The organism is Fulverythrobacter fulvus (genome assembly GCF_037154085.1).
GTDB classification, from domain to species: domain Bacteria; phylum Pseudomonadota; class Alphaproteobacteria; order Sphingomonadales; family Sphingomonadaceae; genus Andeanibacterium; species Andeanibacterium fulvum.
On sequence record NZ_JBANRM010000005.1, the window covers coordinates 152821 to 173506 of the forward strand.

Annotated in this window: 15 protein-coding genes; 6 read left to right on the plus strand and 9 right to left on the minus strand. The window is 62.7% G+C overall.

The genetic code is table 11. The features are described 5' to 3' along the window. Positions 1-42: 42 nt before the first annotated feature. From WFP36_RS14590 to WFP36_RS14605, 4 genes are all read right to left on the minus strand, one after another. On the minus strand, positions 43-516 hold the full coding sequence (locus WFP36_RS14590) for a MarR family winged helix-turn-helix transcriptional regulator (protein WP_336981504.1): 474 nt from the start codon (positions 514-516) through the stop codon (positions 43-45). Positions 517-612: 96 nt separating this feature from the next. Next, positions 613-1506 (minus strand): S-methyl-5'-thioadenosine phosphorylase, encoded by an 894-nt coding sequence (gene mtnP, locus WFP36_RS14595; protein WP_336981505.1) that lies wholly within the window; start codon positions 1504-1506, stop codon positions 613-615. Beyond that, a complete protein-coding gene (locus WFP36_RS14600; RefSeq protein ID WP_336981507.1) occupies positions 1503-2126 on the minus strand; it encodes a TetR family transcriptional regulator in 624 nt (207 codons plus the stop codon). Before WFP36_RS14600 ends, mtnP begins: the two co-directional genes overlap by 4 nt. Before the next feature lie 21 nt (positions 2127-2147). After that, positions 2148-2930 carry an SDR family NAD(P)-dependent oxidoreductase gene (locus WFP36_RS14605; protein ID WP_336981509.1) on the minus strand — a complete coding sequence of 261 codons (783 nt, stop codon included), beginning with the start codon at positions 2928-2930 and terminating at the stop codon, positions 2148-2150. Positions 2931-3240: 310 nt separating this feature from the next. On the opposite strand from WFP36_RS14605, the gene WFP36_RS14610 reads away from it, so the two are divergent. Together WFP36_RS14610 and WFP36_RS14615 are read left to right on the plus strand one after the other, a co-directional pair. Further along, positions 3241-6444, plus strand: coding sequence for a TonB-dependent receptor domain-containing protein (locus WFP36_RS14610; RefSeq protein ID WP_336981510.1), 3204 nt, complete (start codon positions 3241-3243; stop codon positions 6442-6444). Between the two features lie 107 nt (positions 6445-6551). Further along, complete coding sequence (locus tag WFP36_RS14615) at positions 6552-7340, plus strand: hypothetical protein (RefSeq protein WP_336981511.1); 789 nt, start codon at positions 6552-6554, stop codon at positions 7338-7340. 43 nt (positions 7341-7383) lie between these two features. Here the strand turns inward: WFP36_RS14615 and clpB are convergent, their stop codons facing one another. Beyond that, positions 7384-9963 (minus strand): ATP-dependent chaperone ClpB, encoded by a 2580-nt coding sequence (gene clpB / locus WFP36_RS14620; RefSeq protein WP_336981512.1) that lies wholly within the window; start codon positions 9961-9963, stop codon positions 7384-7386. A gap of 296 nt (positions 9964-10259) precedes the next feature. On the opposite strand from clpB, the gene WFP36_RS14625 reads away from it, so the two are divergent. The 3 genes from WFP36_RS14625 (at position 10260) to WFP36_RS14635 (ending at position 15736) form a co-directional block, all read left to right on the plus strand. After that, complete coding sequence (locus tag WFP36_RS14625; protein WP_336981514.1) at positions 10260-12422, plus strand: acylase; 2163 nt, start codon at positions 10260-10262, stop codon at positions 12420-12422. 90 nt (positions 12423-12512) lie between these two features. After that, positions 12513-15395 (plus strand): M16 family metallopeptidase, encoded by a 2883-nt coding sequence (locus WFP36_RS14630; protein WP_336981515.1) that lies wholly within the window; start codon positions 12513-12515, stop codon positions 15393-15395. Positions 15396-15430: 35 nt separating this feature from the next. Beyond that, the gene (locus tag WFP36_RS14635; protein WP_336981516.1) at positions 15431-15736 is read left to right on the plus strand and encodes a hypothetical protein; all 306 of its coding nucleotides are present in this window, start codon (positions 15431-15433) and stop codon (positions 15734-15736) included. 68 nt (positions 15737-15804) lie between these two features. Here the strand turns inward: WFP36_RS14635 and WFP36_RS14640 are convergent, their stop codons facing one another. From WFP36_RS14640 to gatB, 4 genes are all read right to left on the minus strand, one after another. Continuing rightward, a complete protein-coding gene (locus WFP36_RS14640) occupies positions 15805-16695 on the minus strand; it encodes a hypothetical protein (protein WP_336981517.1) in 891 nt (296 codons plus the stop codon). Then, positions 16692-17243, minus strand: coding sequence for a hypothetical protein (locus WFP36_RS14645; protein ID WP_336981519.1), 552 nt, complete (start codon positions 17241-17243; stop codon positions 16692-16694). Before WFP36_RS14645 ends, WFP36_RS14640 begins: the two co-directional genes overlap by 4 nt. 218 nt (positions 17244-17461) lie before the next feature. Further along, a complete protein-coding gene (locus WFP36_RS14650) occupies positions 17462-17920 on the minus strand; it encodes a tRNA (cytidine(34)-2'-O)-methyltransferase (RefSeq protein ID WP_336981522.1) in 459 nt (152 codons plus the stop codon). A 22-nt stretch (positions 17921-17942) separates the two neighbouring features. Then, positions 17943-19439 carry an Asp-tRNA(Asn)/Glu-tRNA(Gln) amidotransferase subunit GatB gene (gene gatB / locus WFP36_RS14655; protein WP_419716640.1) on the minus strand — a complete coding sequence of 499 codons (1497 nt, stop codon included), beginning with the start codon at positions 19437-19439 and terminating at the stop codon, positions 17943-17945. On the opposite strand from gatB, the gene WFP36_RS14660 reads away from it, so the two are divergent. Continuing rightward, a complete protein-coding gene (locus WFP36_RS14660) occupies positions 19374-20681 on the plus strand; it encodes an acyltransferase family protein (protein WP_336981524.1) in 1308 nt (435 codons plus the stop codon). The genes gatB and WFP36_RS14660 overlap by 66 nt on opposite strands. The last annotated feature ends 5 nt before the right edge of the window (positions 20682-20686 follow it).

Below are 20686 nucleotides of genomic sequence, written 5' to 3' on the forward strand. Positions count from 1 at the left end.
CATGGAATAGGAACTGCCGTGCTCCGGCATTAGGCAAACGCGTCAGTCGTAATTGCCGCTGTCGATTCCTTCGGCATGCAGATCGCGCACTTCCTTCTTCAACCGCACCAGCAGCGCCTTGAAGCCCGCGATCTCCTCAGTCGTGAAATTGGCGAGTAACCGGCGTTCCATTTCGAGCGCGAGCGGCATGATCTCGCCATACATGCGCCGCCCTTCCTCGGTCAGCTCGAGCAGGTGGGAACGGCCATCCCTGGTATTGGGCTGGCGCCACGCAAGGCCTCGTTCCTCCAGATCCTTGCACGCCCGGTTGACGGCAACCTTGTCCATCAGCGTCATTGCCGTCAGTTCGCGCTGCGTCAGCGCCCCGGCATCGCCCAGCACTGCCATCACCCGCCATTCGGGAACTTTCAGCCCGAAACGGCTCCGATATTCGAGTGCAATGCGCCCGCTGACCGCATTCGACGTAACCGAAAGCATGTAAGGCAGGAAATCGGAGAGGGGCGATTGAACGTCCATATGGTTTTTATTGTAACGATTTTGCATTGCGAAATGCAAGTATCGAACGGTAACCCCGCCCGAAATGGCACAAACAAGCTGTCAGACGAATTCTGTCTAACGCTTTTGTGCTGGCAGTGCCCGGCCCAGAACGCGCCCTGCAACGGCATCGAGACGTGCGACAAGTGCGGGGTCCCGCTTTTCCGCCACAGTCACGATCGCGCCCTCCAGCGCTGTGTCGATCGGGCTTGCGCTGCGTTCCTTGGGCAGCAATCCGGCCAGGGCGGTAAGGGCAGCGCGCGCCTTGCCCGCATTGTCATGCATCACCCGCAGGACGTCTTCCACGTCCACTGCCTCGCCGCCTTCGCGCCAGCAATCGTAGTCAGTGACCATGGCAAGCAGGGCGTAAGGCAGCTCTGCCTCCCGCGCGAGGCGCGCTTCCGGAAGGGCGGTCATGCCGATCACATCCGCCCCCCAGGCGCGATACATGTGGCTTTCGGCGCGGGTGGAAAATTGCGGGCCTTCGATCGCTACGTAACAACCGCCCCGATGAACGATTGCCCCTGCCTTTTCCGCCGCATCGCCGACGAATGCGGACAGACGGGGACAGGTGGGATCGGCCAGGCTGACATGAGCGACAAGCCCTTCGCCGAAGAAGCTGCGTTCCCGCCCCAGCGTTCGGTCGATCATCTGGTCCACCACCACGAAGCCGCCCGGCGCATAATCCTCGCGCAGCGAACCGATGGCGGAGATAGACAGGATATCGGTCACCCCACAGCGCTTCAGCACGTCGATATTCGCGCGATAGTTGACCGCACCCGGAGCGATACGATGCCCGGCCCCGTGGCGGGCGAGGAAAGTGAAGCGGACATCGCCGATCCGCCCGGTGGTCACCGGTCCGGACGGCTCGCCAAAGCTGCTCCTCACGCTGATCTGCTGCGCTTCCTCGACCACTTCGGCGTCATAGAGGCCGGTTCCGCCGATAACGCCGATATGCCAGCTTGCAGTCATCCGTTCCTCAGCAATCCCGCCATGATGAAATCGATCAGATGCGCGCGATAGCGGTCGCGCAATTCCTCGGACAGGGCATCCTCTCCGAAGCAATAGCGCATGAACAGCCGCGCCGAGAAGAACCGGTCCACCGCGCCGGTCACGCTGAAATAGAAGAGCTGCGGATCGACCTGGCGGAACACGCCCGCCTCCACGCCTTCGCCGATCAGCCGGTCATAGGCCGAATAGATCGGACTGAGATAGGTATTGGCGATCCGCTGTGCCTCGACCGCCTCGCTCTCGCGGATCAGCCGCATCAGCAGGCGCTGGATGTAAGGCACATCGTAGAAGCGGTCCACCACGGCCGAGATATGGCGGCGCAGCTTGGTCTCGGGATCGTGATCCGAAGCCAGCAGCGCATCGACCGAGGCCAGCACGCTGGTCATGTCGCGGTCCAGCAGGGACTTCATCAGCCCCGCCTTGTTGCCGAAGTAATATTTCACCAGCGCCGAGTTGAGCCCCGAGCGGCGGCTGAGCTGCGCCAGCGAGATATCGACCGTATCGGTCTCGCGCATGATGGCAGAGGCGGTCGCGAGCAATTGCTCGCGCGCCTCCAGCGTGGTGTCCGGTGCTGCCGCCATGCCCTGCCCCCCGGCCTTGCCTTACTTCGGCTGCATCCGGATCGCGCCGTCGAGCCGAACGTGCTCGCCGTTGAAATAGCCGATCTCGATCATGGTCATCACCAGCGCGGCATATTCTTCCGGATGTCCCAAGCGCTTGGGGAACGGTACCTGCGCAGCCAGCGATTCCTGGGCCGCTTCCGGCAGACCGGCCAGCAGCGGGGTGCGGAAGATGCCCGGCAGGATCGTATTGACGCGAATGCCCTCGCTCATCAGGTCGCGCGCGATGGGCAGGGTCATGCCGACAATGCCGCCCTTCGACGCCGAATAGGCCGCCTGACCCATCTGGCCATCGACTGCCGCGACCGAGGCGGTGTTGACGATGGCCCCGCGCTCATTGTCCTCCAGCGGATCGAGCGTCATCATCCCCGCCGCCGCCTTGGCGATGCAGCGGAACGTGCCGACTGTGTTGACTTCCAGCGTCTTGGCGAAGGCCGCGATGGGGAAATGCGAGATTGCCCCCGTCTCGCGGTCGCGGCGGGTCGTCTTACCGATTGTGCCGATCCCGGCACAATTGACCAGCACGCGCTCCTGCCCATGGGCCGCGCGGGCCTTGGCAAAGCCGGCGTCGACGGATTCGTCCGACGTCACGTCAACCTGGCAGAAGATGCCGCCGATTTCAGCGGCGACCGATTCGCCCTTTTCCTGCTGCAGGTCGAACAGGGCGACCTTGGCCCCGCGCGCGGCAAGGGCGCGGGCCGTTGCCTCGCCAAGGCCGGAAGCACCGCCGGTAATCACGGCGGAAACGGTGTTGTCGATCTTCAAGCTAGCCTCCCTCGGGCCGGAATCGGCGGAAAATTAAGCGACCGGCTAAGCAGGTCGTCCGGCCCGGTCAAGCGGGCAGCTAAGCTGGCAAATATTTCGTCTCGATTGCAACTGTTGTGCGATTGCAACATTCGGGCAACGAATGCCGCAATGCAAAGTAATTTGAATTGAAACCAAACCGGGCTTCCCGCAGGTGGTAGGCAGCACACATGCTATTTCGTCGTCCGGACACGCTGCAATGGGGGCTGTCCGGACAACGTCTACTTCTAGCGCCCGGCGGGGAGCCGGGCCTGTAATGGGGACTGAATCTGTGAAAATCCAATCCCGTCTGAAGGGTGCTGCAGCACCTCTCGCGCTGTCCATCATGCTGGTGGCGCAGCCGGTCCTTGCCCAGGACGACACCGACACCTCGGACGATTCGGCAGAAGCCACTAGCGACGAACCGTCTGCTACGCCGATCATCGTCACCGGTTCGCGCATCCGCCGCGACGAGTTCAGCTCGGCTGCTCCTCTGACCGTGGTAGACCCTGCCATCGCCGTTAAGTCGGGCATGATCGATACGGCCTCCATGGTCCAGGGCTCGCCGATCGCGGCCGGCTCGAGCCAGGTGACGGCTGCGATCTCCAACAATTACGTCACCAACGGCGGTACCGGCACCGAGACGATCTCGCTGCGTGGCCTCGGCGCCGAGCGCACCCTGGTGCTGCTCAACGGCCGCCGCGCCGGCCCGGCCGGTACGCGCGGTGCGGTTTCCGCCTTCGACCTCAACGTACTGCCCCAGTCGATCGTTAAGAGCGTCGACATCCTCAAGGACGGCGCCTCGTCGATCTACGGTTCGGACGCCGTTGCCGGCGTGGTCAACCTGATCACCAAGACCGACACCAATGGCATCGAACTCGACCTGTTCGGTTCGGCTCCCTTCCAGTCGGGCGGCGAAACCTTCAATGCCTCGGCTACCTGGGGCAAGACCTTCGACCGCGGCCACATCCTGGTTTCGGCAAACTATTATCGCCGCAACGAACTCGCCCGCGGTGATCGCAAGTACCTGCAGTGCGAAGAGAACTACGTCTTCACTGACGAGACCTTCACCGAACGCGCCGATCTGGTCGATCCGCGCAGCGGCAAGTTCGCCTGCGGCGGTGACGAAAGCAACATCACCTGGGGCCACGTGTGGGCCTATGACTACTTCAACGACTTCGCCAATCCGCTGGACGATGAAGGTAACCCGATCAACGGTCCGCAGTTCGGCCAGCCCAACATCCCGGGCAGCGACGGCCGCACCGGCGTGTATCTGTTCCAGTACGACTATGACGGCACGCTGGCCAAGTTCCTGAAGCCGGTCCCCTCCCCGCTCTATGCGGGTCAGGCCGGCATTCCGGAAGGCTGGTTCATCGTCGGCGAAACGCCGGAAGATGCCCGCTTCCGCAACAACTATCACCCGCTGATGGACAACGACACGGTCATTCCGCAGACCGACCGCTACACCCTCTATGTCGACGGTTCGTATGAACTGACCGACTCGATCGAGGCCTATGGCGAGTTCATCTTCAGCAAGCGCAAGAACTATGTGAACGGTTCGGCCCAGCCCTACGTCTTCGGCTGGGGCGAAACGCTGGATTACATCTACGATGTGGACGGCGACGGCGTGATCGACCCGTCCGAACAGTTCTACATCCCCTATAACGCCAATGCCGAAGGCTGGACCGGTGCGGTGTTCTACAGCCCGACCGGCTACACCGACCAGAACGACAGCAAGGTTGAAGTCGACTATTACCGCGCCGTCCTCGGCCTGCGCGGCGATATCACGAGCAACTGGTCGTGGGACGTATACGGCCAGTGGTCGCGTTCGGACGGCAGCTACAGCAACCAGCAGCGCCTCAAGGACGCGCTGGCTCGCGGCGGCCGCCCCTGCCCTGCCAACTACGTGACTCCGATCAGCAAGAAGGCCTGCGTCGACGTCGAATGGTATACGGGCCGCGTGATGTACGGCGACTACACCGATGCCGAGCGTGACTTCATCATCGATTGGGAAACGGGCAACACCCGTTACGACCAGTGGTATGTGGAAGCGATCGTCACCGGCGATCTCTTCGAACTGCCGGCCGGCGCCGTCGGTATCGCCGCGGGCGTGAACTACCGCGAAGACTACATCAAGGATACGCCGGGCGCGATCACCCTTGCCAACAACGCCTTCCAGGCGCTGTCCTCGGGCATCACCTCCGGTTCGACCCAGACCAAGGAAGCCTTCGCGGAAATCAACGTGCCGATCCTGGCCGATGTTCCGCTGATCCAGTCGCTCGACTTCTCGGGTGCAGCTCGCATCACCAACGTGGAAGCGATCCGCGAATCCGATGGCGCGACGGACTCGCGTAACGGCAACTGGACCTACAAGCTGGGTCTGGACTGGGCAGTCAACGACTGGCTGCGTTTCCGTGGCACCTACGGTACGTCCTACCGTGCCCCGGCCCTGTTCGAGCAGTTCCTGGCCGACCAGAAGGGCGGCCTGAGCCAGCGCGATATCGATCCCTGCATCAACTGGGGCAACAACCTGGCCGATGGCGTTATCAGCCAGAGCTTTGCCGACAACTGCGCCGCGGACGGCGTTGCTCCGGACCACAATGGTTCGGGTTCCAGCGCCAACATCTACACTGGCGGCGGCTTCGGGCTTCTCGATCCCGAAACCTCGACTGCGTGGACGGCCAGCATGGTCCTGACGCCGAAGTTCGACTTCCTGCCGAACACCCAGTTCAGCCTGGCGGTCGATTACTTCGACATCGAAGTGAAGGGCGAAATCGCGCAGTTCGGCGCGGGCAACATTCTGGCGCAGTGCTATGCGTCGGAATTCTTCCCCAACGATCCGCTCTGCGACCTGTTTGCCCGCGTGGGTGACCTGGATCCCAGCGATCCGGACTACATCGAAGGCGACCAGAGCAACATCGCGTTCGTTCGTGACAGCTTCATCAACGTTGCGAGCCAGCAGAATCGCGGTGTCGACGTCACGTTCCGTGCGGTGCACGACTTCGCCGGTGACACGACCCTGACCTTCCAGAGCCAGATGACCTGGCAGACGAAGGACAGCGTCGCCCTGTTCGAAGGTTTCCCGGTGAACGACAATGGTGAAGCCGGCGAACCCAAGTGGGTCGGTGACTTCAACCTCACCCTCGACACCGGCCCGTGGAGCTTCTTCTACGGCGTCGACGTGATCGGCGGCACCGATGACACCGGCGACTGGCTGCGTGACAACGGCACCCTGTGCCCGACCTACGTTACGCTGGGCACTGTCTGTCTCGACCTGACGACCGATGCCACGTTCTACCACAACCTCTCGGTCACCCGGGAATTCGGCGATCACATTCGCGTGACCGCCGGTGTGTCGAACATCTTCAACACCACTCCGCCGCGTGTCTCGAGCATCGGCGGCAACGGAATCCAGAACTACGGCCAGGGCGTGCTCTACTCGCAGTACGACCTGATCGGTACTCGCGGCTTCCTGAACGTGAACGTGAAGTACTGATCCTCCCCGCCAGGGAAGGACAAAGAGGGGCGGCAGGTGACAAACCTGCCGCCCTTCCTCTATCCAGCTTCCACGAAGTCACCTGAAAGCAAGCGCCGGAAACAAGCATGGTCCGTATTCGCCTGAAGTCCGACACTCTCGACGAAGAGAACCTCAAGTTCGAGCAGGTCCGCCTGCCTGAGCCGCTGTTTCTCAACAGTGTGCCCAAGTCCGGGTCGCACCTGCTGCGCAACATCATGCGCATGTTCGTTCCGGTGGAGGACCACTACAAGAAACAGTTCATCCAGTGGGGCAATATGCAGCAGCACCTCACGGCCTTCGAGCCCGAGCGCAAGATGCTGAGCTGGGGCCACCTGCTGTTTTCGGATGCATCGGCGGTAGAAACTTCCAACGTCCGCAAGATCGTTCTGGTACGCGATCCCTATACCTGGGTGCTGGCGCGCGCGCGCTTCTTCCTCTCCGAGGAGTTCGGCGACAATTCCATGCTGGTGAAGAACCAGGAACTGTCAGTCGATGCACTGATCACGCTGATGATCTTCGGCGTGCACCAGAAGACCATGGGCCTGCGTGAGATGTATACTCATAATGCCGTCAGTTGGATCGGCGCGGGTTGCACCCTGATCCGTTACGAGGATATCATCGCCGCGTTGAAGGACCTTGAAGGAACTGCGGCGGAAAGCTTCTTCATGGGCCTGTTCGAGTCCTGCGGCCTTGCCAGCGTGCCCGACGACTGGCGCGAGCGCGTACGGATCGGCTCCGACCGCAAGCAAAGCTCCACTGCCAGCGAGAACCTCTCGATCGCCAGCAGTGCCATTCCCAAGGTGCTTGGCGAAAAGCACCGCAAGCTGGTGGACTATGCCGCCCCCGGCCTGCGCGAGTTGCTCGGCTACGCCTGAACGAAAACGGCCCCCTGCTCGGTAGAGAGGGGGCCGTCTGGTATCAGCTTACGGCGATGCTCAGCGCGCCGTCGCCTTCGTCCACGTTGACAGTCGAACCGTCGGGGATTTCGCCGGCGAGCAGCTTCTCCGCCAGCGGGTCCTGCAGGTAACGCTGCACCGCTCGCTTGAGCGGCCTTGCGCCATAGACCGGATCGTAACCCACCCGGCCCAGCCAGCGCCGCGCCGCCTCGGTGAGGTTGAGCGCGATCTTGCGGTCCTTCAGCAGCTTCTGCACCCGGCCGACCTGGATATCGACGATCGGTTCCATATTCGCCTGGCTGAGGCGGTGGAACAGGATGATCTCGTCCAGACGGTTGAGGAATTCGGGGCGGAAATGCGCCCGCACCACTTCCATCACCTGCGGTTCGACCGCGGACACATCCTGCCCGTCGTCCATGTTCGCCAGATACTGGCTGCCCAGATTGCTCGTGAGGATGATCAGTGTGTTGGAGAAATCCACCACGCGGCCCTGCCCGTCGGTCAGGCGGCCATCGTCCAGCACCTGCAACAGCACGTTGAACACATCGGGATGCGCCTTCTCCACCTCGTCGAACAGCACGACCTGATAGGGCCTACGCCGCACGGCTTCGGTCAGCACGCCGCCTTCCTCATAGCCGACATAACCCGGAGGGGCACCGATCAGGCGGGCAACGGCGTGCTTTTCCATGAACTCCGACATGTCGATGCGCACCATCGCGCTGTCATCGTCGAACAGGAATTCGGCCAGCGCCTTGGTCAGCTCGGTCTTGCCCACGCCCGTGGGGCCGAGGAACAGGAAGCTGCCCAGCGGCCGGTTCGGGTCCTGCAGGCCGGCGCGCGCGCGGCGCACCGCCTTGGACACGGCCTCGACCGCCTGTGCCTGCCCGATCACGCGCTTGCCGATCACCTGCTCCATCTGGAGCAGCTTCTCGCGTTCGCCTTCCATCATCTTGTCGACCGGCACGCCGGTCCACTTGCTGACGACGGCAGCGATATCGTCCTCGGTCACTTCCTCGCGCAGCAGGGCGTTCTCTGACTGGGACTGGGCCTCGGCCAGCTTCTTCTCCAGCTCGGGGATGCGGCCATAGGAAAGCTCGCCCGCCCGGGCGAGATCGCCCTGGCGCTGAGCCTGTTCCAGTTCCAGCCGGGCAGCGTCCAGCTCTTCCTTGATCTTGCCTTCGGCAGCGATCTTGTCGCGCTCGTTCTGCCAGCGGGTAGTCAGCTCGCTCGACTGCTGTTCGAGATTGGCCAGTTCCTCCCGCAGGGCATCCAGCCGATCCTTGGAAGCGGCATCCGTCTCCTTGGAAAGGGCCATTTCCTCGATCTTGAGCTGGATGATCTTGCGGTCCAGCTTCTCGATTTCCTCGGGCTTGCTTTCCACTTCCATGCGGATGCGGCTGGCAGCCTCGTCCATCAAATCGATCGCCTTGTCCGGCAGGAAACGGTTGGTGATGTAGCGGTTGGACAGGGTTGCAGACGCCACGATCGCACCATCGGTGATGCGCACGCCGTGGTGCAGCTCGTACTTTTCCTTCAGCCCGCGCAGGATGCTGATCGTATCCTCCACGGTCGGCTCGTCCACGAAGACTGGCTGGAAGCGGCGCTGCAGGGCGGCGTCCTTCTCGACATATTTCTGATATTCGTCGAGCGTGGTCGCGCCGATGCAATGCAGCTCGCCGCGCGCAAGGGCGGGCTTGAGCAAATTGCCGGCGTCCATTGAGCCTTCGGAAGCGCCGGCACCGATCAGCGTGTGCATCTCGTCGATGAACAGGATGATGTCGCCTTCCGCGCCCTTCACTTCGTCGAGCACGGCTTTCAACCGTTCCTCGAACTCGCCGCGATATTTCGCACCCGCGATCAGCGCGCCCATGTCGAGCGCCATCAGCTTGCGGTCCTTCAGGCTGTCCGGCACGTCGCCATTGGCGATGCGCAGGGCAAGGCCCTCGGCAATCGCCGTCTTGCCGACGCCGGGATCGCCGATCAGCACGGGGTTGTTCTTGGTACGCCGGGCAAGGATCTGCACAGTGCGGCGGATTTCCTCGTCGCGGCCGATCACCGGGTCGAGCTTGCCGGCCCGCGCGGCCTCGGTCAGGTCGCGAGCGTATTTCTTCATCGCGTCATAGCTTTCTTCGGCACCCGAGGAATGCGCGGCGCGGCCGCCGGTCACTTCCTGGATCGCCGCTTCCAGCGCCTTGGCATCGACATTGGCCGCCTTGAGGGCCTGCCCCGCCGCCGTGGTCGTCGCCAGCGCGATGGCCTGCACGATGCGCTGCACCGGCACGAAACTGTCGCCCGCCTTGGCGGCAAGCTGCTCGGCCTGGTCGAGAATACGCACAGTGTCATTGTCGAGGCCCGGCGTCGCCTGCGCCCCGCTGCCGGAGACAGAGGCGATCTTGGCCAGCGCCTTGTCCACTTCGGCAGTGGCGATAGTCGCGTTGCCGCCCGCACGCTGGATCAGCTGCGCGGCCATGCCTTCGCTATCTTCGAGCAGTGCCTTCAGCAGATGTTCGGGCGCGATCCGCTGATGGCTCATGCGGATGGCGACGGTCTGTGCGCTCTGCAGGAAACCCTTGGCGCGATCGGTGAATTTTTCGAGATTCATGGGGTGCCCTCAATACCTTTCCGCCTGGATATGGTGTTGCACTTTGGCAACACAAGCCCTCGTCCCGGTTTTTTGTCAGCCCGTGTGCCTGCCCCATATGGGGAGGTGTTACACATGTTACAGACCCGTCGCGCAAAAATTCGCGGCCCTCACTGATGCGTGTCAAATCAGGCGAATAGCGGCCGGAAACGGGGCAGGCTCATGGGCCATTGTCTAGACCGGGCGAGGCCGTGTAGGAAAGTTTCAAATGATAATGCGCTGCCGGAAAGGCTGCGCCCGCTCAGGGGAGAACGGGTATGAAGCGGTGGCTCGCGCGGATCGGCTGGGGCGTGCTTGCGCTGCTTGCCTGTGTCTTCATCGGCCTCGCCACCTGGGAACCCTTTGCCGCCAGCCCTTCGAAAGCGCCGACTGGCAAGACCTATCGCGCCGAGATCGTTCGCGACGAATGGGGCGTGCCACATATCCATGGCAAGCGCGACGCGGATGTCGCCTTCGGCATCGCCATGGCCCATGCGGAGGACGATTTCTCCACCTTGCAGGATGTGATCGCGATGACGCGCGGCCGCTATGGCGCGGTAATCGGCCAAGAGGGCGCGGCAGTGGACTTCGCCTATCACCTGATCGACGCGCGCGGCACGGCGGAGCGGGAATATGGCAAGCTGCCCGCCGATATCCGCGCGCTGCTGGATGCCTATGCGACCGGGCTCAACACCTATGCCAAGGCCCATCCGCGCGAAGTGAAGCTGGGCAAACTCTTCCCGGTGGACGGGCTGGATATCGCCACCGGCTTTGCCCTGCGCCAGCCTTTCTTCTTCGGGCTGGACCGGGTCATCGCCCCGCTGGCCGAAGGCGAAGACCCGGCAGTGGATTTCGGCCCGGTGTTCGATGCCACAAAGCCCGGCAATCCGCCGCCACCCACGCCGCTGGGCGAAGGATCGGACGACAATGGCTCCAACGCCTTCGCCATCGCCCCTTCGCGCACGGGAGACGGCACCACCCGGCTGGTCTCCAACACTCACCAACCCTGGCGCGGGCCGGTGGCGTGGTACGAACTGGTAGTCCAGAGCGACGAGGGCTGGCACTATGCGGGGGCGACTTTCCCCGGCGCGCCCTTCCCCCTGCTGGGCCATAATGAAACGCTGGGCTGGACCAACACGGTCAATCGCCCGGACATCATCGATGCCTATCGATTGGTGCTCGATCCCAGCGGCACGAAATACCGGCTCGATGGCAAGTGGCACGATCTGGAACGCCGGGACATCCTCCTGCCGGTCAAGCTCGGCCCGATCACCCTGCCCATCCGCCGCACTGTTTGGCGCAGCGAGCATGGGCCGGTGGTCAAAGGCCCCAAGGGCGCCTTCGCCATCCGCTATGGCGGTATGGGCGGGATCGGCCAGCTGGAGGAATATTTCCGGCTCAACAAGGCCCGCGACTATGCCGAATGGCGTGCCGCACTAGCCATGCAGGCAGTGCCGTCGACCAATTTCATTTATGCCGATGCGGCGGGCAATATCGCCTATCACTACAACGCCGCCATCCCGGAACGGATTTCCGGTCCGGACTGGCGCCGTGTGCTGCCGGGCGACCGGTCGGACCTGATCTGGCGCAGCATGGCGCCGTTCGAGAAGATCCCCTTCTATCTCAACCCGGCATCGGGCTTCCTGTGGAATGCCAACAACACACCCTTCGCCGCTGCCGGGCCGAGCGACCTTTCGCCCGCCAGCGTTCCGCCCGAATATGGCGTGGAACTGACCATGACCAACCGCGCCCGCCGCGCGCAGAAGCTGTTTGCGCAGATCGAAGGCCCGATCGGCCTCCCCGCGCTGGAGCGGATCAAATACGACACCGGCTGGGAGCGCGCGGGCTATGTCGCCCAGATGCTGGACGGGATTGCCGCGTTGGACGTCTCCGACGATCCACTGCTGGTAAAAGCGCAGAAGCTGCTGGGCGAATGGGACTATACGTCCGATGGCAGGGGCCGCGCCGACGCACTGGCCGGCCTGATCCTCAATGAAGCGAGCCGTTCGGATTACAACAACACGCCCCTGCCCGAACCACGCGCCCATCTGGCCTTTGCCGCGCATCACATGATGGAGCATTTCGGTCGGCTGGACCCACCGCTCGGCGAGTTCCTGCGCCTGCGCCAGGGAAAAACCGACCTGCCTTACGATGGCGGCAGCGACACCCTGCGCGCCGCCACAAATTTCGATCTTGCCCCCGATGGCCACGCCTCGGTGAAGCATGGCGACAGCTTCATCATGTTCGTGGAATGGGGCAGGGACGGCAAGGTCCGCTCCACGTCCGTCATGCCCTTCGGCAGCGCCACAACCCGGCCGGACAGCCCGCATTACACCGATCAATCCGCGCTGTTCGTGGCCAAAAAGCGCAAGCCGGTTTGGTTCGAACGCGCCGATGCGTTGAAACATGCCGTTCGTCGATATGAAGTGACGGGCGGCTGAGCAGGCGTTAGGCCAGCTGGATAGTTTCGAAGGTTTCCATCTTCCCCATCGCGAGGAAGCGGAAGCCCGCCGCATATCAAGGGACTGACCATGCGCCGCAAATTCGCCCCCCTCTTCCTCACGCTTACGGCCTCGCTGGCGCTGGCGTCCTGCGCAGGCGCGCAGTCGTCGCAGGCTTCGCTCAAAAGCGCGCCTGCCGCCCAGCCCGCGCCGCTGGCCGGGCTCGTCCAGCAGGTCGACATTCCCTATGAGAGCTTCACTCTGCCCAACGGGCTGACCACTATCGTCCACACGGACCGCAAAGCCCCGATTGTAGGCGTGACGATCTATTACCGCGTGGGATCGAAGCATGAGCCGCGCGGCCGCACCGGCTTTGCCCATCTGTTCGAGCATCTGATGTTCGGTGGATCGGAGAATGTCGAGAATTTCGACATCCCACTGGAGGCAGCCGGTTCCACTTCCACCAACGGTTCCACCTGGTTCGACCGCACGAACTATATCGAAACCGTCCCCACTGGCGCGCTGGACCTCGCCCTGTTCATGGAAAGCGACCGCATGGGCCATCTGCTCGGGGCGGTGACGCAGGACAAGCTCGATAAGCAGCGCGGCGTGGTCCAGAACGAGAAGCGGCAGGGCGACAACCAGCCCTATGGCCTGGTGGACTATGCGCTGAACGAGGGGCTGCTGCCGGTTGGCCATCCCTATCGCCACTCCACCATCGGTTCGATGGCAGACCTCGACGCGGCCAGCATCACCGATGTCCGCAAGTGGTTCACTGACAGTTACGGGCCGAACAATGTCGTGCTCGTCCTGTCGGGCGATATCGATGTGGCGACCGCGCGGCCCAAGGTGGAAAAGTGGTTCGGCGACATCCCGCGCGGGCCGGACATCGCCAAGATCGCCGCTGAACCCGTTACCCTCGCCGCGCCGGTCACTCGCGAGATGACCGATCAGGTGCCGGTAACGCGCATCTATCGTGCATGGACGGGTCCTGCGCTGACCAGCGCGGATGCCGTGCCGCTGGCCATCGGCATGCATGTGCTGGGCGGCCTTGCCAGTTCCCGTCTCGACAATGCGCTGGTGCGCGATGAACAACTGGCCGTGCGAGTTTCGGCCGCTGCCCAGCAATTCGAGCAGCTGAGCTTCCTGCAGGTGGAAATGGACGTGAAGCCCGGCGTGGACCGGGCGCAGGCCGAAAAGCGCCTGGACGAGATCATCGCAGAGCTTGTCGCCAAGGGGCCGACGCAGGACGAATTGCAACGCGCCGCCACGCAGACGGTATCCGCCCAGATCGGCGCGCTGGAAGTGGTCGGCGGCTTTTCCGGCAAAGGCGCCACGCTGGCCGAAGGGCTGCTCTATGCGGGCGATCCGGCCAACTACAAGCGCGAGCTTCAACGCATGGCCGCGCTGACGCCTGCCGAGGTCCAGCAGGCCATGCAGCGCTGGCTCACTCGCCCCTCCTATCGCCTGGCCGTGGTGCCTGGCGAGCGGACCGACGACGGCGCCTCGATGGGCGGCTGGGGCGATGAAGGTACGACCCCCGCGCCTGCGCCCGATGCCAGGCAGCCGGTACCCGACGTGCCGCGCAGTGCCCCGCGCGAATATCCCCCCGTGGCCGATGTCGGCGAACTGACCTTCCCCGGAGTGGAGCGGGCGAAGCTGGATAACGGCATCACCGTCACCCTCGCCCGCCGCACGGCCATTCCCAAGGTTTCGGTCCACCTATCCTTCGACGCGGGCTTCGCTGCAGACGGCACGGAAGCGGCAGGCACTCAGTCGCTGATGATGGACCTGCTGGAAGAAGGCACCACCACCCGCAGTGCCGTGCAGATCGCGGAAGAGCAGGAACGGCTGGGCGCCTCCATCGGCACCGGGTCGGACCTCGACAGCAGTTCGGTCTCGCTCACCGCACTCACCGCCAATCTCACGCCCTCGCTCGAGCTGATGGCGGATATGGTGCGCAACCCCGCCTTCAAGCCGGAAGACGTCGCCCGCGTGAAGGACCAGCGGCTGGCCGATATCGCGCAGGAGAAGGCATCGCCCTTCGGCCTTGCCACCCGCGCCTTGCGGCCGATCCTCTACGGTCCGGCCCATCCCTATGGAACGGTCGGCGGCCTGGGCGAGGAAAGCGTGATTTCCGCGCTCACGCCCGAGGCGATTTCGGCCGAGCATCGCCGCTGGCTGCGGCCGGACCTCGCCAGCATCACTGTGGTAGGCGACATCACCATGGATAAGCTGCTGCCTCAGCTCAACGCCACCTTCGGCCACTGGCCGGGTATCCGTTCCATGCCCCCGCGCAAGGATCTGACCGTCGCCACGCCCGCGCCCAAGCGCAGGCTGGTGGTGATCGACCGGCCCAACTCGCCGCAATCGGTGCTGGTCTTCGGCCGTCTGCTGCCGCTGACCGGCAAGCAGCAGGGGCAGGAGGCGCTGGACCTCGCCAACGAAGTGATCGGCGACGGCTTCCTCTCCCGCCTCAATCTCGACCTGCGCGAGGACAAGGGCTGGAGCTATGGCGTGGGCAGCCAGATCATGCGCAACCAGGGGCCTGAGGCTTTGCTGGTCTACACGCAGGTCCAGTCCGACAAGACAGCGGATTCGATCCGCCTGATCCTAAACAACATGGCCGCTTTCCCCGGCAGCCGCCCGGTGGAAGACGCCGAATTCCAGCGGGTAACCGATGGCAATATCCGCGGCATGCCCAACCGGTATCAGACCAATGGCCAAGTGCTGGGCGCACTGGTTACCAATGCCCAGTTCGGCCGCCCGGACGATTATCAGGTGCAGCTGCCCGAAATCTATCGCTCTGTGACCAAGGAAGCGATTGACGCGGCAGCGCGGCAATATCTCCTGCCCGACGATCTGGCGATCATTGTGGTGGGGGACCGCAAGGTGATAGATCAGCAGCTTGCAGGGCTGGACATGCCCGTTGAATATGCCGATACTGACAACAATGTAAGTGAGGCGGAATAAGCCCGCCGCTTGCCCCCTTTCGAGAGGAGAACACCATGTCCGTTGCCGGTACCTATGAATGCCTGACCAAGACCCCGATGGGCGACCAGACCAGCACCTTCACTGTCGTCCCTTCCGATGACGGCGCCAGCTTCACCGGCCTCAACGCCGGCCCGCTCGGCTCGCTGGAAGTCAAGGAAGGCAAGATCGACGGCAACACGCTGACCTGGAAGATGGACATGACCGTGCCCATGCCCCTCACCCTGGAAGCCACTGCCACGATCGACGGCGACACGCTGACCGGCACCGTCAATGCCGGTGCCTTCGGCGCCATGCCGATGACGGGCTCCCGCAAGGGCTGAGTTCGGCAGCACCTGAACGCAAAAAGGGCGCCGGAGCGATCCGGCGCCCTTTTTCATTGGTCGGCAGATTATTGCAGGGGGGCCGACGGCTCACCAGCCTTTGCCCGCAGGTCGATCATCCTGTCGCGATCATAGGTCATGACGCCCGGAATCGGCTCCACGCGATTGATCTCGGCCTTCATCCAGTTGGGCAAATCCGGCACGGGCACAAATTCCGCTGGCACAAGCATATCTGCTGGCAGGCGAGAATCATGTGCATTCTCATCCACCTGCCCGATGATCATCGTTGTGCGAACGAGAAGATCGTCCTGATCGACATCCTCAGCAACGGGTTGCGGGTCTTCCAGAAGCACTCCCTGTGCATCAAGGTTCCCGGGCTTATAACGCAAGGTCGTGATCTTGCCCGGTGCAACATCAAACTTCACCGTCCCCATGCAGGCGCAGGCGCCAACGCCAAGGGTCAGGCTGCCATAATAGACATATTCGCCGGGTGGCACTTCCTGAAGGTAAAGCGAAACATCGTCGCTCTTGGCGAAGCGGTTGAGTGGCCCCAGCGAAATCATTCTGGACAATTCCAACGATGGCCAGTCCATTGATTTCAGGGTCGGCTCTTCCGGTTCAGAACGTGGCTTTATGGCGTTGGGCGCAGGTTTGTAGGCCGCCACACTGCGTTCCCACTGTGCATGTTTCTTGACCCAGTCCTGATGCTCTTTGGCAAACGCCTCATCGCGCGCCTTCGTATCCTGCTCTCGCTCTTCCTCCGTCGGAGCCTGAAAGAAGGTGACGGCCACCGGGCTCAGAGTCTCGACAAGAATGTAACCCTTCATCGGATCAAAGGTCACATTGGGTTTGTCCTTGACGATGCGGGTATTCCACTCCTCTTCCTTGGCATAAGCGGGATGAGCCGCCCCAAGGGCTGCCGACGTAAGCGCCAGCGCTATCAGTGCAGCCCGCTTCACAGCCCAAGCCCCTTGGCCTGCGGTTTCGGCCCTGATGCCACCTTTGCCTGCTGGGCGAGCTTTTCCTGCCGTTCCTTTTCCGGAACGTCTGAATTGCCTTCTTCGAAATTGAAGTTCACCCACAATTCCTTGGACAGGCCATAGCGTTCATACCCCTTGAAGAACATGCAGCGGCGCATGTTGACACGGCGCTTGCGGCGTTCTTCCGCCGAACCGTAAATCGCACTTGCGATGGCGCCGCCAATCGCACCGCCAATGGCCCCGCCAAGGCCATACATCGCCGTCGTCGACGCATCGGGATAATAGTTGCCGCCATAGAGACCGCGGGAGAACCCGTCGCACTGGCGCAGATCGGACAGCGCCTCTTTGAAGGGCGTGCCGGGACGATTGAAATAATAGTATTTCTGATAATTCTTGATGGTGTCCGCGCTCTCCGCGAAGGCAAGCTCGGGCATCTCGATCTCAGCCGGGTCCGGCATCCAATCCTGCCAGTCCTCATCGCTGCGTTGCTCGACCGAAGCCGCTTCGCCCCCGTCCTCCTGCGCCACAACCGGTGCCGCAGCGACAAATGTCGCCGCCGCAATTGTCCACCCCCATCTCATTCGCAGATCCCCCACTGAAAAGTCGGGGCTAATTTCCTCAAGCGGCATGCACAAGGTAAGTCCGCTCCGCAGTAATACTTAATCAGATTTCCGAAATAAGTTCAGGCAGTCACGTTCGTCAAAAATTCAGGCCAAAACGCCCGCACTCAACAAAGCCTGGCGCGTCAAAAATGCCCCCGCATCGCCTGATATGCCGCCGCAGCTACAGTATTCGCCAGATTGAGCGAACGGATCTTGTCGGAGCGCATGGGCAAATGGAACTGGCGACCGGGGAAGGCACGCCAGATTGCCTCGGGGATGCCCTTGGTCTCCTGCCCGAAGACAAGGATGGCATCCTCCGGATAGTCGGCGTCGTAGAACGAGCTTGAGCCATGCTCCTCGAACAGGAACATCTGCTCCGCGCGCGGCTGTCGTTCGGCCACGAAGGCATCCCAGCTGGGAAACTCGGCCAGCCGCACATGGGGCCAGTAATCGAGACCAGACCGCTTCACCCGCGTATCGGAAATCTCGAAGCCCAGCGGATGGATCAGCACCAGTTCGGCGCCGAGCGCCACGCAGGTGCGCCCCACCGCGCCGGTATTGCCCGGAATCTCCGGCTGGACGAGGACGATGCTCAGCGGCATCGCCCGCTCCCAGAGAGGCTGCTCACCCCAGCTTCTTCTTCAGCAGCTCGTTCACCACCTGCGGGTTGGCCTTGCCCTGCATGGCCTTCATCGTCTGGCCCACGAAGAAGCCGAACAGGGCTTCCTTGCCGCCCTTGTACTGCTCCACCTTGTCGCCATTGGCGGCCAGCACAGCGTCCACGGCGGCCTCGATGGCGCCAGTATCGCTTTCCTGCTTGAGGCCTTCCCGCTCCACGATGGCGGCCGCGCCGTCGCCCGTTTCCAGCATCTTTTCGAGGACCTGCTTGGCGATCGAGCCGGAGATGGTGCCGTCTGCGATCAGCGCCAGCAGTTCCGCCCCGTCCTCAGGCGAAACCGGGCTCTCGCCAAGGCTCTTGCCCAGCTTGTTGAGCGCGCCGAACAATTCGGAAATCAGCCAGTTCGAAGCCTGCTTGGCAAGGTCCGCTTCCGGCTTGTTCGCCTTGGCTGCGGCTGCGGCGACGAGTGCTTCGAACCACCGCGCCGTTTCCACATCGGCGGTCAGCACGCCCGCGGCATAGGCAGACAACCCCAGCGCCGTTTCATAGCGATGCCGCTTGGCATCGGGCAGTTCTGGCAGAGAGGCGCGGCATTCCTCCAGGAATGCATCGTCCAGTTCCAGCGGCAACAGATCCGGATCGGGGAAATAGCGGTAATCATGCGCGTCTTCCTTGCTGCGCATGGACCGGGTGGTGTTCTTGTCCGGATCATAGAGCCGGGTTTCCTGCACCACCGTGCCGCCGCTCTCGATCAGATCGACCTGACGACGCGCCTCGCTTTCGACCACGGCCATCACGAAGCGGACCGAATTGACGTTCTTGGTTTCAGTGCGCGTGCCGAAGGGCTCGCCGGGCTTGCGCACCGAAACGTTCACGTCCGCGCGCATCGAGCCCTGATCCATATTGCCGTCGCACGAGCCGACATAGCGCAGGATCGAGCGTAGCTTGGCAAGGTATGCCCCCGCTTCGGCCGGGCTGCGCATATCCGGGCGGCTGACGATTTCCATCAGGGCCACGCCCGAGCGGTTCAAATCGACATAGGACATGGTTGGATGCTGATCGTGCATCAGCTTGCCCGCGTCCTGTTCCACATGGATACGCTCGATCCCGATGGTCTTGGTGCTGCCTTCCGGATCCTTGTCGTCGAGGATCACTTCAAGGCTGCCTTCACCCACCAGCGGATGATAGAGCTGGCTGATCTGATAGCCCTGCGGAAGATCGGCGTAGAAGTAGTTCTTGCGGTCGAACCGGCTCCACTTGTTGATCTGGGCGTTGATCGCCATCCCGGTGCGCACCGCCTGACGGATGCATTCGCGGTTCGGCACGGGCAGCATGCCGGGCATGGCCGCATCGACCAGCGACACCTGGCTGTTAGGCTCCGCGCCGAAAGCCGTGGCCGCGCCCGAGAACAGCTTGGAATGGGAAGTTACCTGCGCATGGACTTCGAGGCCGATCACGACCTCCCATTCGCCCGTTGCGCCCTGAATGCGATAGTTCGTCATGGAGATGCCGATAGGCAACTTGCATCGGCATGGAAAGTGTGGAGTTTGATCCGGAAATACAGCTCGGCCTTGTCCCTGCCCCCAAGGCGACATCGAGACACTGCAAGCAGCCTCGCCGTCCGTTTCCAACGACGGTACGAATCGGAGGAACAGGCGTTGGCATTCCAGGGAAACGTTGACAGTGAGCACCCCTCACTGGCGAAGCCGCCTGAACGCAAGTCGGGTCGCAGCCATGTCGAAGCGCTCGACGGCCTGAGAGGCATTGCCGCAATCGCCGTCATGCTGGGCCATGCGAATGTGGGCAATTCGCACTCTTTTCTCGCCGTGGATTTCTTCTTTTGCCTCAGCGGCTTCGTCATCGGGATGGCTTACGAGAACCGGTTGCGGCAGGGCCTGGGCGTCAGGCGGTACATGGTCTGGCGGTGGCTGCGGGTTTATCCGATGCTCCTCCTCGGGCTGCTGTTCGGCCTGCTGTTATGGCGTCTCAATCCCGAAGCTGCTGAACTGGCCAGTTTCGCCCAGGCCGCTTTCGCGATGTCAGCGATCACCCATGCCGGCTTTATCCCCTTCTTCGGACAGAGCGTGGCCTTCCCGCTGAACAATGTTCAGTGGTCGATCCTCTACGAATTGTTGGCGAACCTGATCCACGCCCTGCTGGTCAAGATCCTGTCGAACCGCCTGCTCTTCATCCTGATTGCCCTTTCCGGCGCCCATCTTGCCATCCGGGCATTGATGGTCGGATCGCTGAACTGGGGGTTCGATACGCGCAATATCGATATCGCGGTGGTCCGGACGCTGTTCAGCTTCTTTACCGGCCTCGCGCTGTTCCGCTTTCGCGAACGCATTGTCTCGATCATGCCCCGGATCGGGTTCTGGTGGCTCGCGCTGGCATTGTTGCTGCCGGCTTCGGTCCATTCGATCGAGCGGCCCTTCGCCTGGCTCGAACCGATGCGTCAGCTCGTGACGGTCATGGCGTTCAACCCGATTATCATTGCCCTAGCGCTGAACAGCGGCGGCAAGGGCATGATCGTCCGCTGGCTGGGCGCGCTTTCCTTTCCGCTCTATGCGGTTCACCTGCCGCTGGTCTACGGGGCGTACACGATCCTGTCCGCCACCTATTCCGGCTTCATGCTCAAGGGAGTGATGCTGCTGGCCTGCGGGCCGGTAGTGGTGCTGGCATTGCTGCTCGGGCTCTATGTCGATCTGCCGCTCAATCGGCTTCGACGCAGAATTTTCGAATGAACCCG

Coding starts and splice junctions, on each gene's coding strand:
- WFP36_RS14660 (WP_336981524.1), top strand. CDS start 19,374: ATGGACTTCGAGGCCGATCACGACCTCCCATTCGCCCGTTGCGCCCTG.
- mtnP (WP_336981505.1), bottom strand. CDS start 1,506: ATGACTGCAAGCTGGCATATCGGCGTTATCGGCGGAACCGGCCTCTAT.
- gatB (WP_419716640.1), bottom strand. CDS start 19,439: ATGACGAACTATCGCATTCAGGGCGCAACGGGCGAATGGGAGGTCGTG.
- WFP36_RS14635 (WP_336981516.1), top strand. CDS start 15,431: ATGTCCGTTGCCGGTACCTATGAATGCCTGACCAAGACCCCGATGGGC.
- WFP36_RS14625 (WP_336981514.1), top strand. CDS start 10,260: ATGAAGCGGTGGCTCGCGCGGATCGGCTGGGGCGTGCTTGCGCTGCTT.
- WFP36_RS14650 (WP_336981522.1), bottom strand. CDS start 17,920: ATGCCGCTGAGCATCGTCCTCGTCCAGCCGGAGATTCCGGGCAATACC.
- WFP36_RS14615 (WP_336981511.1), top strand. CDS start 6,552: ATGGTCCGTATTCGCCTGAAGTCCGACACTCTCGACGAAGAGAACCTC.
- WFP36_RS14590 (WP_336981504.1), bottom strand. CDS start 516: ATGGACGTTCAATCGCCCCTCTCCGATTTCCTGCCTTACATGCTTTCG.
- WFP36_RS14600 (WP_336981507.1), bottom strand. CDS start 2,126: ATGGCGGCAGCACCGGACACCACGCTGGAGGCGCGCGAGCAATTGCTC.
- WFP36_RS14630 (WP_336981515.1), top strand. CDS start 12,513: ATGCGCCGCAAATTCGCCCCCCTCTTCCTCACGCTTACGGCCTCGCTG.
- clpB (WP_336981512.1), bottom strand. CDS start 9,963: ATGAATCTCGAAAAATTCACCGATCGCGCCAAGGGTTTCCTGCAGAGC.